The following is a 15,501-nucleotide window of genomic DNA, read 5'->3' as shown; positions in this document are numbered from 1 at the left end:
TCCCCGGCCCGCATCGCGAGCAGCGCGAGGATCGACGTCTGCTTCGCCCCCGCGCAGGCGCGCTCGACACCGTCCACCACGACGCGCGGCGGCCCCAGGTCGAGCACGCGCATGCCTCGACCCTAGATCGGCGACCGGAGGCAGCCCATCCGGCGAACGGTCGCTCTCCGCTGCGGGTCAGCCGGGCAGGAAGAGCGTCCGGCCGCGGTCGTCGACCGCGGTGGGCAGCTCGTGGAGCAGGCAGTGGTTGAGCAGGGTGAGCTTGAGGAAGGTCGAGAACACCGGGAACTGGAGCCGCTTCAGCAGCGCGATCGTCGGGCTCGGACCGGCGACCAGCTCGTCGTACAGGTCGTCGATGCACACCCCCTGCGGGCGGCCGGCGAGTGCGGCCGTCACCGAGTCTGCGAAGTCGTTGCCGGACGCGACGACGGCGCGCAGCGCGTCCCGCGCCTCGTCGCCGCCGGCGGGGAGCAGCGGGCGGTGGCCGGCGCACAGCCGCTCCACGTCGCCGCTGTCGATCATCGCGAGTGCCTTCGTTGCGGTCTCGATCGTGCGCCGCGGGTCGGTGTCGGCCCAGATCGGCACGCTCGACGTCTCGTCGGCGAGCATGAGGAAGCGGTGGCGCGGAAGGTGGAAGACGAGCCCGCCCGCCGAGTGCCCGCCGGACCGCAGCGCGTGCACCTCCGGCTCGCCGTGCTCGTCGGTGAAGGTCCAGCCGGTCCAGCGGGTCCCGCCGATCACGATCTCGCGGGGCTCGCCGAGGTCCTCGTAGTCCGTCATCGTCTCGACGCTCGGGAACACCGGCGGGTAGGTGTTGAGCAGGATGTCGACCACAAGCGACGGCACGAACGGGCTGATCGCGGGGGTGATGCCCAGCTCGCCGATGCGCGCGCCGAGCGCGGCCACGTCCTCGGCCTTCAGGGCCGTGTCGGCGCCGAGCGCCCGCAGCAGCGACGCGATGCCGTCGGCCGTCAGGTCCAGCCCGTCCAGGTAGTCGAAGTACGGGAGCCCGCGCTTGTACATGGCGCCGAAGAACGTCGCGAAGTCCAGCGCCGAGCGCGCTGCGCGCGGGACGAAGTGGCGCCGGGTCCGCGCGGGCAACTCGGCGAGGACGTCGTTGTTGCCGAGGTGGTCCAGGTGGCCGTGGCTGTTGAGCAGCAGGATCTCCTCGACGTCCGGCCACCGCGCCGCGACCTGGCGGATCCCGTCGCGCTGCTCCGGACCCACCCCCGTGTCGAGCAGGTAGAGCCGCGGCCCGCTGCGGTACATCACGATCGTCGGCAGGTCCGGGTCGTCCCACAACGAGTGCGGGTGGTGGCCCTCGATCAGGCAGAGGCCGGGGGCGATGTCGTGCACGGTTCCGGTGGTCATGCGACGACCGTGCGCCGGGCCCCTCTCACCGCGCTCTCACCGGCGCTCCCACCGCGCTGGCCACGCCCCGCAGTACCCTCCCGGCGACGCCCGATCGCGCGGAGGACGGACCATGACCACGCACGAGGGGCGGCCGCCCCTGATGCGCCCCGACGGGGAGCGACGCTCCGAGGTCGCACCGATCGAGCTCTTCTTCGACCTCGTGTACGTCTTCGCGATCATCCAGCTCTCGCACACGCTGCTCGAACACCTCACCCCGCTCGGGGCGGTGCAGACCGCGCTGCTGTTCGCCGCCGTCTGGTGGGTGTGGAACTACACGGCATGGGCGATGAACTGGCTCGACCCGCGCCGGACGGCGGTCCGGATCCTCAACGCGCTGCTGATGCTGGCCGCGCTGGGGATGGCGCTCGCCCTGCCGAAGTCGTTCGACGAGGCCGGGGTCGCCGCCCTGGTGTTCGCGCTGTGCTACGCCGCCGCGCAGATCGGCAGGCCGGCGTTCGTGGTGGTGGCCCTGCGGGGCACCGTCGTGTCGCGCAACTACCGCAACATCCTCGCGTGGAGCACGGTCGCCTCCACCCTCGTCGTCGTGGGCGCCTTCCTGCCGCCCACGGCCCGGCTGGTGGTGTGGGCGGTCGGGATCGCCGTCGACATCGCCGCACCGCGGTTCGACCTGCGCTTTCCCGGACTCGGATCGACACCCATGCACACCTGGCCGACCGACCACGAGCACCTCGCCGAGCGCAACCGGCTCGTCTTCCTCATCGCACTCGGCGAGTCGATCCTGATCACCGGCTTCACGGTCTCGGAGCTCCCGGAGATCACCGCGTACGTCGCGCTGATCGCGGTGCTCGGGTTCGTCGGGCTGTTCGGGTTGTGGTGGTCCTACTTCGCCCTCGCCGGGGAGGACACCGCGGCGAGCCGTGGCGAGAGCGGCACCGCCGCCCTGCGCGGGGCCTACCCCTACGCGCACGGGCTGATGGTGGCGGGCGCGATCCTGTTCGCCGTGGCGATCGAGCTGCACCTCACCCACCCCGAGACCGGGCCCGCCCTGGTGCTGACCTCGGTCGGCGGGCCACTGCTCTACGTGGCGGGCAACGTCCTGTTCCTGAAGTCGCGCACCGGAGCCGTCGCCCGCAGCCGGTACGTCGCCGCGGGCGCGCTCGTCGTCATCGGCATCGCCGGCCTGGTGCTGGGCCACGCGCTGCCCGCGCTGGTCCTGGGCATCGCCGTGCTGGCCGTGGTGCTCGGGTTGGCCGTGGCCACCCAACTGGCGGCCGACCAGGAGGTCCCCACCGGCTGACCGGGGCTCACACCCCGCGCTCGACGGGGATCCGCCCGGACACCGCCGCCGTCTCGAGGGCGGCGTAGTCGGCCTCGGCGACGTCGGCGTACGCGGCCGCCCAGCTCGCGGTGGCCAGCGCGAACCGCTCCGAGCCCCCGAGGTAGGCCGCGACCGCAGCACCGGCCGGCGACTGGCCGCGCGCCCGCGCGAGCAGCGCGCCGCACAGCGCCCCGTAGGCCACGAACTCGGCGGGCGTCAGCGTCGACGGGTCGATCGAGCCCTTCATGTCGCGGAACTGGCGCCAGTAGTAGTCCACCCGCGGCCGGTCCCCCACCTCACCTGCCCAGCCGATGATCCAGCCAAGGAACGGGTCCGAGGTGGCCTGCAAGAACAGCATCTCGCCCGCCGGCCCCTCGAACGCGATCAGATAGCAGCGGGTGCCGACGCTGCCGACCCCGACCACGCGCAGCGCGTAGTCGACGGGCCGGAACTGCGCGAGCAGGTATGCGACGTCTTCGCGCAGCGTCGTGCGGTACTGGTCGAACACCTGGACCATCTCGTCGAGCGTCGCGTGGTCGACGTGGCGCAGGACCGGCGGCTGGTCGTCGATCCGCAGGACGCCGTTCTCGGAGCGGGTGGTGAGCTTGCGCAGGACCTGGTCCGACGTGCGGGTGCGGGCCTTGTCCGTCGCGCGTTGGACGGTGCGCCGGCCCACACTGCCCAGCTGCTGGGCCACCAGCGAGGTGTCGACCCGGAAGAAGTAGCGGTCCACCGCCGAGAGCGTCACGAAGTCGCGCAGCACCATCCGGTAGGCCTCCACCGCGCCGACGACGGCGTCCCGGCAGACGTCCTCGCGCAGGCCCAGGTCGCGCCCGCCGATGTGCACGCTGGCCGCGAGCCGCCGCCGCACATCCCACTCCCAGGGACCGACGCCGGCCTCGTCGAAATCGTTGAGGTCGAAGACGAGCTCACGTCCCGGTCGCACCGCCCGTCGGGTCCTCCAGCAGCGCCGTGTTCATCCGCTCGGCGATCCAGTCGCGGTAGTCGGCCTCGGGCCATCCACGGTCCAGGACGAGCGAGTGGTAGAGCGCGGGATCGTTGAAGATCCAGACGGAGACGACGGCCCGCTCGACGGTGAGGCCGTCCCGCAGCGACCCGGTCTCCCGCACCTTCCGCACCGCCATCTCCGCACCCGCCCGGCGGTTGCGGCACAAGGTGTCCCACAGCTGCGCGATCTCGGCCGACTCACCCGAGGCGCGGCGCACGACCTCGAACAGCCGGGCCGCTCGCTGCGCCACCAGCAGGCACACGGTCGCGTAGGCGTCGAGGACCTCCCGGGGCCTGGTCGCGCGCCACACCGGGGCGAACCACGGCCGATCCGCGACCGGAACGGGCTCGTCGTCCCCGGCCAGCGCCTCGTCCAACACCTGCCGCAGCAGCGCCGGCTTCGACCCGAACGCGGCCGCCACGGTCGGCCGGGCCACGCCGGCGATCGCGGCCACGTCGCGCAGGGACGTGGCGGTGTAGCCCCGGTCGAGGAACAGCTCGCCGGCCGCCGCGACCACCACCTGGCGCGTGCGCCGGGCGGCCTCGTCCCGCAGTGGCGAGTGATAGCCCCGGCGAGGGCGACGCCCTGTGGTTCCTGGGCAACCTCGTCACGCTCAAGGCCACCGGCGCCCGCACGCGCGGCGCGCTCACCGTCGCCGAGTTCGTCAACCCGGCCGGGTTCGCCCCGCCACTGCACCGCCACCTGCACGAGGACGAGGCGTTCTACGTCCTGTCCGGAAGCGCCGTCTTCCACTGCGCCGACGAGGCCTTCGATGCCGGTCCGGGCGACTTCGTCCTGCTGCCGGTCGGCAGGCCGCACACCTTCGTCGTCGGACCGCACGACCCGCTGCATGCCCTGCAGCTCACGACCCCGTCGGGGTTCGAGCACTTCGCGGCCGCCGCGGGCGAACCGGCGCGCGAGCTCCGGCTGCCCGACGCCGGACCCGTCGACCCGGCGGCCCTGGCCCGGATCGCGGCTCTCCACGGGATCGAGCTGCTCGGGCCACCGCCACAGGCCTGACGAGGCCGGGTGGGCGGGCCCGGTGGACCCGGCAGCCACCGGCTCCCGGGGGCCGGTCAGGCCGCGCGAACCCCGCGGGCGCCCACCGCGCCGCGCAGGCCGACACAGCCCACGCACCCGACGCAGTCCACGCAGTCCACGCATCCGGCGCAGGCCACGCAGCGGCGACAGCGCACGCACGCCAGGCACGCCACGCACCGCTCGATCGCCACGCACAGCAACGTCAGGGCCGATCCGGCGACGCCCGCGCCCCCCGCCGTCCCGACGCTGCCGGCCACCGCGACGCTGCCCGCCGTCACGGCGCTCCCGGCCACGGCGACGCTGCCCACCGTCGCGACGCTCCCGGCGACCGAGACACTCCCGGCCGTCGCCACGCTGCCCGCGACGGCGACACTGCGTCTCGTCGCGGCGCTCCCGGCGACCGCGACGCTCCCGGCCGTATCCGCGCTGCCCGCCGTCGCCGTCGAGTCCACCGTCGCCCGGCTGCCCACCACCGCGATCACCGGTCGAGCGTGCCACACCCCGCCCGGCACGGGCGTGCGTCAGCAGGGTGAAGCCGCACCGGCCGCGCTGGTGGGTCGAGGGTGCGGGCCCGGCCCGCTACGCTGTGCGACGGGTGTGCCGGGAAGTCTGGTCGGCGACCGATCCGTCGACCCCTCCGGAGGACACCGCGGATGAACGCCGTGCCCCGAGCCCGCCTCTTCGGCCGCGGTTCCTGGCCCGAGGTCCGCCGGATCGGTGATGTGCTGCGCACCGAGACCACCGGCGGGCTGCTGCTCGTCGCTGCCGCGGCGTTCGCGCTGGTGTGGGCCAACTCGCCCTGGCGGGGAGCCTACTTCGACCTGTCCGCCCTGACGGTCGGGCCGGCGGCAGTGCACCTGGACCTGCCGCTGGCGACGTGGGCCGCCGACGGCCTGCTCGCGATCTTCTTCTTCGTCGCCGGTCTGGAGCTCAAGCGCGAGTTCGTCGCAGGTGACCTGCGCGATCCGCGCCGCGCGGCGCTGCCGGTCGCCGCGGCCGTCGCCGGCATGGCGCTGCCCGCCCTGATCTACGTCGCGTTCGCGGTCGCCGGTGGCGGCTCCCTGTCGGGCTGGGCGATCCCCACCGCGACCGACATCGCATTCGCGCTCGCCGTCCTGGCGGTGATCAGCACGCACCTGCCGGCGGCGCTGCGGGTGTTCCTGCTGACCCTGGCCGTCGTCGACGACCTGCTCGCCATCGCCGTCATCGCCCTCTTCTACACCGATCGCCTGAACTGGGTTCCGCTGCTGGCCTCCGTGATCCCGCTGGTGCTGTTCGCCCTGCTCGTGCAGCGCCGGGTGCGCTCGTGGTGGCTGCTCCTCCCGCTGGCCCTGGCGACCTGGGTACTGATGCACGAGTCGGGCGTGCACGCCACCGTCGCCGGGGTCCTGCTCGGCTTCACCGTCCCGGTCGCGCGGCGGGCCGAGGGCCCGGGACCCGGCCTCGCCGAGCACTTCGAGCACCGCTTCCGTCCGATCTCCGCCGGCATCGCGGTACCGATCTTCGCGTTCTTCGCCGCGGGAGTGTCGATCGTCGACTCCGGCGGGATCGGCGCCGCGCTCGCCGATCCGATCACGCTCGGGATCGTGTTCGGACTCGTCGCCGGCAAGACCGTGGGCGTGCTCGGCGGCACGTGGCTCGTCCAGCGCTTCACCCACGCCCAGCTCGCCGAGGGCCTGTCCTGGTGGGACGTGCTGGGCCTGTCGCTGCTCGGCGGGATCGGCTTCACGGTGTCCCTGCTGATCGGCGAGCTGGCCTTCGGCGCCGGCAGCGCGGCCGACGACCACGTCAAGATCGGGGTGCTGGGCGGCTCCCTGGTCGCCGCGTTGCTCGCCACCGTCGTGCTCCGCATCCGCAACGCGCACTACCGCCGGCTGTGCGACGAGGAGGAGCGCGACGACGACCACGACGGCATCCCCGACGTCTACGAGCGGGACGCACGCGAGTAACGCCGGATCACTCCGGGCGGCAGATCATCTCGGTCGGCGAGACCAGCGCCCGTTCGATGTTGTCGATCATGTTCGCGACCTTGGCCGCAGCATCGTGACCCATGACGATGTGCAGCCCCAGGCTCGGCGGGCCGCTCTCGGCGAACCTGGCTCTCAGCTCGCGGAAGAAGGCGAGCGCGAAGTCCCGGCGGTCGCGCTCGCCGACGACGGACAGGCCGGCCTTCGCCAGCAACTCCCGGTACCGCGCCGGTTCAGCGAGAAAGCTCGTCGCAGGCGTCGAGGCCCACGGCACGGGATACGCGACACCGCCCGTTCCGGTTCGCATGATGTCGTAGAGGGCGAAGACGCCGTCGTCGGTGAGAACGCGCCGGATCTCCGCGAACACGGCGTGCTTGTCCGCGATGTTCATCCCGACATGGAGCATGCAGGCACGGTCGAACGAGCGATCGTCGAACGGCAGCCTGCCCGCGCTACCCAGGTGGAAGGTCACCTGCTCGTCGAGCCCGGCGCGGCTGGTGAGCGACCGCGCGACGTGCACGTACTCCTCGGTCACGTCGATCCCCGTGACGACGACCCGATGGGTGTGGGCGAGGTAGCGGGCCGTGCCGCCGAGTCCGCTTCCGACGTCGAGCACCCGTTGCCCTTGGTGGAGATCCATCTGGTCGATCAACGCGACGGTCGCGGCACGACCGCCGACATGGAACTCGTCGACCGGTGCGAGCCGGTCGGGTTGCAGGCGCTCAGGGTCGAAGCCGGTCGCCACCAGGGCATCGACGATCCGGGCTTCCAGCGATCCGAGCGAGTAGTGCTGCGCCACCGACTCTTCTTCGCCCATCGGGCCCAAACCCCTTCGACATGCTCGAGGTCGTGAGCGTGGAGTATCGCGCAGTCATCGCCGTTGGCGCCGTTCACCTGAAGACGAGAAGATCCGCCGGGAGTGCGCCGGTCAGTTCGTAGCGAGCCGGGTCGGGACGACGCCCGGCGCACAGCCGGACCAGGGTCTCGACGTCCGTGGTGAGCTCGGCTGCGACGGCGTTCCCCGCTCCGAGGTCCAACTCACGGCCTGGCAGGTGGACCCGGGTGCGCGGGACGCCCCGGCCGCGGGTGCGATCCGTCAGCAGAACCAGCGCGTCATCGGCGCCCCTGCTCGCGTAGGGCGCAGCGAGGCCGAGCGGCTCACGCACGTCACCGCCGTGCACCCATTCGCCGAGGGCAATGGCATCGAACCGGCCACCGGCGGCGACGAGGGCAGGTGCGGCACCGCTGTAGCCCCGCTCCAGCTCGGTGAGCAGCCTGTCCAGCGGCCACGACCGGCGCTCCTCGACATCGGCCTCGTTGTCCTCGGGTGTGAAGCGGTGCACGTTCCCGTTCGCGACCCGGGTCAGCGCCGCAGCGCAGTGCGCGAGGACATCGCGCACCGACCATCCCGTGCAGATGGTCGGCAGATCGAAAGCGGCTGAGGGGGTGCGCCGCAGCTCCGGGAGCAGGACGTCCCGCTCGGTGTCGAGCAGCCGGGCTGCCCTGTGGGGATCGCGATCGGAGGTCACTCCGAGAGGAAACGGCACCGGGCGAGGCGTGACAATCACGGCTCGCCCGGCACCGCGCCCCGGGGAACCTCTGCGAGGCGTATCGGGCCCCTGCGAAGCCGCCTGCGAACCGTGTCGGGCGCCTGCGAGGCGTGTCGGGCCCTTGCGAAGCGGGCGCATGCCCCCCGCCGGCCCGCCGATCCCACCGCCCTCCGCCAGCCCCGATCCCGGGCAGCCCGGTCCTCGCAGACCTTGGGCACGCCTCGCAGGTGCTGCGGCCTCTGCGAACCGTGTCGAGCCCCTGCGAAGGCGCCTGCGAACCGTCTCGGACAACGCTTGTGGTACTCGGAACTACAGATGTAGTTCACACGGTGACGACCCGCCGGGAGACGCTGCTCGACGCCGCTGTCCGCGTGCTCGGAGGGCGTGGGATGCGGGCGCTGACGCACCGTGCTGTCGACGCCGAGGCGGGCGTCCCCGTCGGCTCCACAGCCAACTACTTCTCGACCCGGGAAGCGCTGCTCGAGGCGATCGTCGAGTGGGTCTCCGCCCGGGAGCGCGCGAACTTCGACGAGATCGCCCAGACGGTCTGCCCGACGACGCCGGCCGAGCTGGCCCGCGTCCTCGCCGCGGCCACCCGCGACGCCGTCGGCGTCCACCGGGACCTGACGCTCGCGCGGTACGCGATCCTCGTCGAGGCCGGGCACAACGCCACGATCCGGCGGCGCGTCGCCGATACCGGGAACGGGTCGGTGCCTGGTTCGCCGCCTGGCTGCGGCTCATCGGCTCCCGCAACCCCGACCATCTGCACGTGATCGCCAACTACGTCACCGGGCTGGTCCTGCACCAGCTCGCCGTGCTCGACCCGGCGTTCGACCCGACCGACAAGGTCACCGCCCTGCGCGCCGGCCCGGCTGGGCGGGGGTCGGTCGATCGGGGGACGAGCGTGTCATCCCACCGGTGGCCCGGTCGCCCGACTGTGCCGCAGCGGCGGCGGCGAGATCGTTGTGTCAGCCGGGGACGAGCCCCGGACCAGCCCGAAAGGACGGCACAATGATCACGATCGCGACCACCGATACCACCGCCCGCCGGCCCGCACGTCGGTCGAACGACCGCCCGGAGCTCGTGTGGGTCGTCGACATCAACGCCGACGGCGAGTCGATCCTCGTCGCACGGTGGAGCGTCTCGGACCTCGAGTCCCGCGCTCGGGCCGAGGCCGCCTGACCGACCTTCGTCGCGGTGGCGTCGCGCAGGTACGTGGGAAGTCCTCCGCCGCCTTCACGGTGACGGTCCGGGATCGTCGGTCGCCGTTCATGCGCGACCGGCAGCATCAACGGCATGGAACTGCCGCGACACACCCTCGTCCACCTGACCGACCTGCACGTCGAGGTGGACGGCGCGGCGTCGCGGTTCGGATTCGACAGCGGCCCACTGGTGGAGCGCGCGTTGCAGGTGGTGGCCGAGTCGGGACTGCGACCGTCGGCGCTGGTGATCACCGGCGACCTCGTCGAGCACGGACGGCCCGAGGAGTACCACCGGCTGCGCACGCTCGCCAAACCGTGGATCACCCGCATCGGCGCGCCGGTCGCGTGGGTGGCCGGCAACCACGACGACCGGGCGGCGCTGCGTGAGCACCTGCTCGGCGAACCGGCCGGCACCGAGCCGCTCGACCACATCGTCTGGGTCGGCGACCTGCGGATCGCGGTGCTGGACACCACGGTTCCCGGCCTGCCGTACGGCGAGCTGTCGCAGGGACAGCTGGACCGGCTGCGTGCCGAGCTCGCCCACCCGGCGCCGGACGGCACGGTGCTCGCCCTGCACCATCCGCCGCTGCCGACCCCGTCGCAGCTCTCCCAGCTGATGCGGCTACGGAACCGTCACGAGCTCGCCGCGGCGATCGCCGGCACCGACGTCCGCATCGCTCTCGCCGGGCACACGCACGTGGTGAGCGCCGGGGCGCTGGCCGGGGTGCCGATCTGGACCGGCGGCGCGGCGACGCTGCTCGCCGATCCGCTGCCTCCGGGCCGCGGTGGCCGCGGCCTCCGCTCGGCGACGCTGAGCAGGATCGACCTCTTCGACGACGACGTCATCGTGAGCAGCGTGCCGATCGAGGCGGAACCAACGCCTGCCCGGTCGGCGGCCGAGGTGGACGTCTACATCGCCGAGGTGACGGCCGAGCTGGCGGCCGGTCGGCCGCCTTCCGTGCCAGACCAGGGGTCGCGCCCAGCGGGTGGTGTCCTTACTGATGCTGGCGGTCACCGGTTGCCGGCTGAGGCGTTCGACCTGCCTGGGGAGGTCACGGCGCAGCCACCGTGACAGCCCCTGGGGCAGCGTGGAGATGATGATCTCCCATGGCCGTGCTCCTCTGGTGTTCATCCGTCGCGGGGTTGACCGGGACGAGCGACGATCCGTTCTGCGCGGACCTGATCCGCGATCCGCAAGGGAAGTCCCGACGGCTGTTGCCCGGGTCCCCGGGCCGTGTCACATTCGCCTGACGACGTCGGGAGGGGAGGTGACGTTCCCGGTGAGCGGCAGCGCCGAGCGGAGCAGGCAGCGGATCTCGCCGCTGACCCTCGTGCCCGACGGGCCGGTCCGGACCGCGAACGAACGCCCGACCGCCTGTCGAGTCGAGCAGGTCCGCAGCCGGGATCGTGATCAGGCGAGAGACCTCGTCGCGACCTACTTCACCCCGCACGGCCTCGACGTTCTCGGCTCCCCAGCCAACCTGGACGTCCACCTGCGCACGCGCCGGACGTCGTCCATCACGCTCGGCGACCTCCATTACGGCACCGAGGTGATCATCCGACCGACTCGGGTGCCCACTTACTACAAGATCAACATTCCGGTTCGCGGCTGCTCCGTGTCGGTCTTCGGAGCGGACGAGGTCGAGTCGTATCCGGGGCAGGCAGCTGTCCTGACGCCGATCGAGAGCTTCACGATGCGCTGGCGCGGCGACTGCGACGTGATGACGGTGAGCATCAGCACCGAGGTGGTCGAGCGGACCCTGGAAGCGGTGCTGGGCTATCCGCCGGAGGAAGCGGTGCGGTTCGCTGTCCGGTTCGACCTCAGGACCGGCGCCGGTCTGCGCTGGCTCCGATCGGTCGCAATGCTGCGGGACGCCCTCGACGAGGGCGCACCTGACCTGGTCGTGCGACCGTTGGAGGATCTGGTCGTCGGCCAGTTGCTGACTGCTCAGCCGCACAGCTTCACGGCGCGGCTGAGCGGGGCTCCGCGGCCCGCCCGGCCGCGGACCCTGGCCCGGGTTCTCCGCCGGATCGAGGCCGATCCGGCGGCGTCGCACACCCTGTCCGACCTCGCCCGCACCGCGGGAACCAGCGTGCGCTCCCTGCAGGCCGCCTTCGCCGACCACCTCGGCATGAGCCCGAGCGCCTACGTGAGACGCGTCCGACTCGCCCGAGCGCACCAGGAGCTGCTCGCAGCGGAGCCCGGCGACGGACGCTCGGTCGCGGACGTCGCCTACCAGTGGGGGTTCGGGCACGTCCCGCGTTTCGCCGCGGCCTACCGCGAGCGCTACGGCGTACCGCCGTCCCAGACCCTGCGCAGCTGAGTCCTGGGCCCGGATCCCGGCGGATCCCAGGCCCCTGACCAATCGCTTGCACGAACCGGATCGTCGCCGCGCACAGCGGATCGCACCAGCCGCGCGCCACTCCTACCGTTCCCGGCACAGCAACGAAGCCGCAGGTAGGAGGCCCGATGAACGTGCCGTCACGACCAACGGACCCGGCCGCGGCCAGCGTGGAACAACCCAAGTTGGACGCTCGGGCGTTCCGGACCTGCCTGGGCCAGTACGCCACCGGCGTCGCTGTGGTCACCTACGAGGGCGAGGACGGCCCACGGGGCGCCACCATCAACTCCTTCACGTCGGTGTCGATGGATCCGCCGCTGGTGCTGGTGTCCTTCGCCCGTCCCACGACGACGGCCCGGCTGCTGGTCGACCGCCCGTTCGTGGTCAACGTCCTGTCGTCGAACCAGCTCGACGTCGCGCTGCAGTTCGCCGGTCGCCCGCAGCCCGCGCTGCAGGTGCCGTGGTCACCCAGCGCGGAGGTACCCCGACTGTTGGGTGGTGTCGCCTGGCTGCAGTGCCGCCCGTGGGCGACCTACGACGGCGGCGACCACCAATTGTTCGTCGGCGAGGTCGTGCACCACGACTCGCGCCACGGCGAGCCACTGCTGTTCCACCGCGGTCAGTTCCGCATGGTCGGCGTCGGGGTCTACGACCTGCCGCGCATCGTGCAGCTCGACGGGCGACCGATCGCGCCCTGGGTCGGCCACGCGCACCGGCTGCACGAGATCAGCGACGCCGGACTCCTCGAGACCTGAGCCCGCCACCCGACTGAACCGGAGGACACGCCATGAAGATCACGTACTTCCAACAGGTCCCCTACCGGGACCTGCCCGGCGACTTCGAGAAACACCACGAATCGGTCGTCACCACCCCGTACGCACTCACCGAGCCAGGCAAGGTGCACAGCGCGTACCGGCACGCCCTCGACGAGATCATGCACGCCGCCCGGGCCGGTTTCGACGCCATCGCCGTCACCGAGCACGCCCAGAGCGCCTACGACATGGCGCCCAACCCGAACATCATCGAGGCCGCCACCGCATACGCCACCGAGGCCGAGGGCATCGCCACCGGCATCTACCCGCTGGGCCGGTCGCTGGGCAAGAGCCGTGAGCCGCTGCGTGCCGCCGAGGAGCTGGCCATGCTCGACGCGATCTCCAATGGTCGGCTCATCGCCGGCTTCCCGGTCGGGTTGGCCTACGACGCCAACGTGAACAACGGTGTACCGCCCGCGGAGACCCGACTGCGCTTCGACGAGAACCTCGAACTCGTGCTCAAGGCCTGGCGCGAGCCCGACCCGTTCCCCTGGAACGGCCGGTTCCACCAGCACCCCGCGGTGAACATCTGGCCGCGTCCGGTGCAGGCCGGCCCGCCCGTGTTCATCACCGGCATCGGCAACCCGCGCACGATGGAGTTCTGCCTGCAGCGTGGCTTCGGCTTCAACTACTTCGGCTGGTTCGGCGCGAAGGTCGCCGGACGGCGGATCTTCGACCGCTTCTGGGAGACGGCGAACCGGCTCGGCAAGGACGACAACCCGTACCAGATGGGCTTCATGCAGACCATCTGCGTCGCCGACACCGACGAGAAGGCCGAGGCGCTGTTCGCCCGACACGCCGAGTACTTCTTCCAGAAGGGGATCGGGTCGATCCCGATGGAACGACTGGCCCTGCCCGGCGGGATCGACATCAAGGGCCTCCAGTTCATCTTCCGCGACCCCGGCGACTTCGGGATCTACCCGCGGATGCGCGAGGCGAGCTTCGCCGAACTCGTGGAGGCCGGATCGGTGATCTGCGGCAGCCCGGCCACCGTGCGCGACCAGATCACCAGGATCGCCCGCGAGTTCCGCATCGGCAATCTGCACGCGATGCTCCAGTTCGGCTCCATGCCCCACGAGCTGGCGAAGGACAACATCAGCCTGTTCGCCGAGCAGGTCCTCCCCCACCTGCAGCCGATCTGGACCGACGAGGGCTGGCAGCACCACTGGTGGCCCGAGGCCCTCGGCGGCACCCCGCAGCCCACGCGCACCTACACCGAGGCGGTGACCGCATGACCACCCCGTTGACCGACCGCACCGTCCGCACCTGGAACGACACGATCACCGTCCGCGTCCGCGTCGGCGGCGAGGGACCACCGCTGGTCTACCTGCACCCCTCGGCGGGACTGGCCTGGGACCCGTTCCTGGACAAGCTCGCCCGGCGCTACACGATCTACGCGCCGGAGTTCCCCGGCACCACGCCGGGCGACCCCTACGCCATCCACCAGGTCGACGACCTGTGGGACACGGTGCTCATCTACGAGCAGACCCTGCGCGAGCTCGGCCTGTCCGGCGTGCCGGTCATCGGCCAGTCCTTCGGCGGCATGCTCGCCGCCGAGCTCGCCGCCGCCTACCCCGACCTGTTCTCCCAGGTAGTACTGCTCGACCCGGTCGGGCTCTGGCGTGACGACAGCCCGGTGGCCAACTGGATCGCCGCACCGCCGTCCGAGCTGCCCGCCATGCTGTTCGCCGATCCCGGCAGCGACGCGGCGCAGGCCATGCTGGCCCTCCCCGAGGACTCCGACGCCCGCGCCGACGCCCTGGCCCAGATGGTCTGGAACCTCGGCGCCACCGGAAAGCTGTGCTGGCCCATCCCGGATCGCGGCCTGCACAAGCGGCTGCACCGCATCACCAGGCCCACTCTCGTCGTGTGGGGCGAGGAGGACGCGTTGATCTCCCCGGTCTACGCGGACGAGTTCGCCGCCCGCATCGCCGACAGCCGCGTCGAGCTCATCCCGAAGTCCGGCCACATCCCGCAGGTGGAGCAGATGGAAGCGACCTACACCGCCGTCTCCACGTTCCTCCGCTGACCGGCATCACCGGTGCCGCCACCTCGACCGGTGGCGGCACCGGGACGACCGAACCAATTCATCCACGACAGCGAATTGCAGGGATTACGACCATGTCGGCCATCCCCGGCGACGCCTCCGCCCCCGAAGTGCATCAACCGCACCGGATCTGGCACAGCCTGTATGAGGTACCCCCCGATTTCGGCCCGTGCGTGGTTACCATCGGCGTGTTCGACGGCATCCACCGCGGACACGCGCGGCTGATCGCCCGAACGGTCGAGGTCGCCCGGGATCTTCAGCTACCAGCACTGCTGCTCACCTTCGACCCCCACCCCGCCCGCGTGGCCGGACCCGCACGCAACACTGCGGCGCTGTCCACGCCGCAGCGGCGCGCAGAACTCGCCCGAGAACTCGGGGCGGACGCGGTGCTCGTCCTTCCCTTCACCAGCACCCTGGCCGACACGACCGCACACGAGTTCATCACTCGCGTGCTGGTCGAGACCCTCCGGGCGGACACCGTCATCGTCGGACAGAACTTCCGATTCGGCGCTGGGGGCACAGGTGATCTCGACACCCTGCGCGACCTCGGCCGCCAGTTCGGGTTCATCGCCGAAGGCGTCGACCTGCTCCACACCAGCGAGATCCGTTACTCATCCACCCACATCCGAACCTGCCTCGCCGGCGGAGACGTCACCGCCGCCGCGGAGGCGCTCGGCAGGCCCCACCGAGTGGCGGGCCGCATGGCTGGTGACCATCTCCAGGTTCCGACCGGGACGGCACTGCCAGCCGACGGCCACTACCAGGGCATGCTCACGATCAACGGCGCGGAGCCGTGGCAGGTGGACGTTGTGCTGGATCGTCAGCAGGTGCACATCAGG

Annotated in this window: 17 protein-coding genes; 11 read left to right on the top strand and 6 right to left on the bottom strand. The window is 71.8% G+C overall.

Annotated features, from left to right (window positions below; genetic code table 11):
• Positions 1 to 177: 177 nt before the first annotated feature.
• Positions 178 to 1,371 (bottom strand): MBL fold metallo-hydrolase, encoded by a 1,194-nt coding sequence (locus AB7J25_RS26315; protein ID WP_428513257.1) that lies wholly within the window; start codon positions 1,369 to 1,371, stop codon positions 178 to 180.
• Between the two features lie 112 nt (positions 1,372 to 1,483).
• Here AB7J25_RS26315 and AB7J25_RS26310 point away from each other — a divergent pair, with 112 nt between their 5' ends.
• Positions 1,484 to 2,671 carry a low temperature requirement protein A gene (locus AB7J25_RS26310; protein WP_428513255.1) on the top strand — a complete coding sequence of 396 codons (1,188 nt, stop codon included), beginning with the start codon at positions 1,484 to 1,486 and terminating at the stop codon, positions 2,669 to 2,671.
• Between the two features lie 7 nt (positions 2,672 to 2,678).
• On the opposite strand, the gene AB7J25_RS26305 is transcribed toward AB7J25_RS26310, so the two are convergent.
• Together AB7J25_RS26305 and AB7J25_RS26300 are read right to left on the bottom strand one after the other, a co-directional pair.
• Positions 2,679 to 3,638, bottom strand: coding sequence for a DUF2252 family protein (locus AB7J25_RS26305; RefSeq protein WP_428513253.1), 960 nt, complete (start codon positions 3,636 to 3,638; stop codon positions 2,679 to 2,681).
• Complete coding sequence (locus tag AB7J25_RS26300) at positions 3,622 to 4,218, bottom strand: TetR/AcrR family transcriptional regulator (RefSeq protein ID WP_428513251.1); 597 nt, start codon at positions 4,216 to 4,218, stop codon at positions 3,622 to 3,624. Before AB7J25_RS26300 ends, AB7J25_RS26305 begins: the two co-directional genes overlap by 17 nt.
• A 35-nt stretch (positions 4,219 to 4,253) precedes the next feature.
• Here AB7J25_RS26300 and AB7J25_RS26295 point away from each other — a divergent pair, with 35 nt between their 5' ends.
• Complete coding sequence (locus AB7J25_RS26295) at positions 4,254 to 4,721, top strand: cupin domain-containing protein (RefSeq protein WP_428513249.1); 468 nt, start codon at positions 4,254 to 4,256, stop codon at positions 4,719 to 4,721.
• A 56-nt stretch (positions 4,722 to 4,777) separates the two neighbouring features.
• Here the strand turns inward: AB7J25_RS26295 and AB7J25_RS26290 are convergent, their stop codons facing one another.
• A complete protein-coding gene (locus tag AB7J25_RS26290; RefSeq protein ID WP_428513247.1) occupies positions 4,778 to 5,224 on the bottom strand; it encodes a hypothetical protein in 447 nt (148 codons plus the stop codon).
• 171 nt (positions 5,225 to 5,395) lie between these two features.
• Between AB7J25_RS26290 and nhaA the strand changes: the two genes are divergently transcribed.
• Entirely contained in the window at positions 5,396 to 6,691 is a 1,296-nt protein-coding gene (gene nhaA, locus AB7J25_RS26285; protein ID WP_428513245.1) for a Na+/H+ antiporter NhaA, read from the top strand.
• A 7-nt stretch (positions 6,692 to 6,698) separates the two neighbouring features.
• Here nhaA and AB7J25_RS26280 read toward each other — a convergent pair whose 3' ends face one another.
• Together AB7J25_RS26280 and AB7J25_RS26275 are read right to left on the bottom strand one after the other, a co-directional pair.
• Positions 6,699 to 7,526: a class I SAM-dependent methyltransferase gene (locus tag AB7J25_RS26280; protein WP_428513243.1), complete on the bottom strand. Its 828-nt coding sequence runs from the start codon at positions 7,524 to 7,526 to the stop codon at positions 6,699 to 6,701.
• Between the two features lie 73 nt (positions 7,527 to 7,599).
• Positions 7,600 to 8,238, bottom strand: a complete 639-nt coding sequence (locus AB7J25_RS26275) for a maleylpyruvate isomerase family mycothiol-dependent enzyme (RefSeq protein WP_428513241.1) — start codon at positions 8,236 to 8,238, stop codon at positions 7,600 to 7,602.
• A 350-nt stretch (positions 8,239 to 8,588) separates the two neighbouring features.
• On the opposite strand from AB7J25_RS26275, the gene AB7J25_RS26270 reads away from it, so the two are divergent.
• The 8 genes from AB7J25_RS26270 to AB7J25_RS26235 all read left to right on the top strand — a co-directional run.
• A complete protein-coding gene (locus tag AB7J25_RS26270; RefSeq protein ID WP_428513239.1) occupies positions 8,589 to 9,032 on the top strand; it encodes a TetR/AcrR family transcriptional regulator in 444 nt (147 codons plus the stop codon).
• 238 nt (positions 9,033 to 9,270) lie between these two features.
• Positions 9,271 to 9,441 carry a hypothetical protein gene (locus AB7J25_RS26265; protein ID WP_428513237.1) on the top strand — a complete coding sequence of 57 codons (171 nt, stop codon included), beginning with the start codon at positions 9,271 to 9,273 and terminating at the stop codon, positions 9,439 to 9,441.
• A gap of 114 nt (positions 9,442 to 9,555) precedes the next feature.
• The gene (locus AB7J25_RS26260) at positions 9,556 to 10,533 is read left to right on the top strand and encodes a metallophosphoesterase family protein (RefSeq protein ID WP_428513235.1); all 978 of its coding nucleotides are present in this window, start codon (positions 9,556 to 9,558) and stop codon (positions 10,531 to 10,533) included.
• A gap of 22 nt (positions 10,534 to 10,555) precedes the next feature.
• Positions 10,556 to 11,785: an AraC family transcriptional regulator gene (locus AB7J25_RS26255; RefSeq protein WP_428513259.1), complete on the top strand. Its 1,230-nt coding sequence runs from the start codon at positions 10,556 to 10,558 to the stop codon at positions 11,783 to 11,785.
• A 203-nt stretch (positions 11,786 to 11,988) separates the two neighbouring features.
• Positions 11,989 to 12,558, top strand: coding sequence for a flavin reductase family protein (locus AB7J25_RS26250; RefSeq protein WP_428513233.1), 570 nt, complete (start codon positions 11,989 to 11,991; stop codon positions 12,556 to 12,558).
• Between the two features lie 32 nt (positions 12,559 to 12,590).
• Entirely contained in the window at positions 12,591 to 13,850 is a 1,260-nt protein-coding gene (locus AB7J25_RS26245; RefSeq protein ID WP_428513231.1) for an LLM class flavin-dependent oxidoreductase, read from the top strand.
• Positions 13,847 to 14,644 carry an alpha/beta fold hydrolase gene (locus AB7J25_RS26240; protein ID WP_428513229.1) on the top strand — a complete coding sequence of 266 codons (798 nt, stop codon included), beginning with the start codon at positions 13,847 to 13,849 and terminating at the stop codon, positions 14,642 to 14,644. Before AB7J25_RS26245 ends, AB7J25_RS26240 begins: the two co-directional genes overlap by 4 nt.
• Before the next feature lie 92 nt (positions 14,645 to 14,736).
• On the top strand, positions 14,737 to 15,501 hold a 765-nt coding region (locus AB7J25_RS26235), incomplete at its 3' end, for a hypothetical protein (RefSeq protein WP_428513227.1).

The organism is Pseudonocardia sp. (assembly GCF_050246655.1).
Lineage (GTDB): Bacteria > Actinomycetota > Actinomycetes > Mycobacteriales > Pseudonocardiaceae > Pseudonocardia.
The sequence above is the reverse complement of the archived record's forward strand: the minus strand, read 5'-3'. Positions and strand labels throughout refer to the sequence as shown.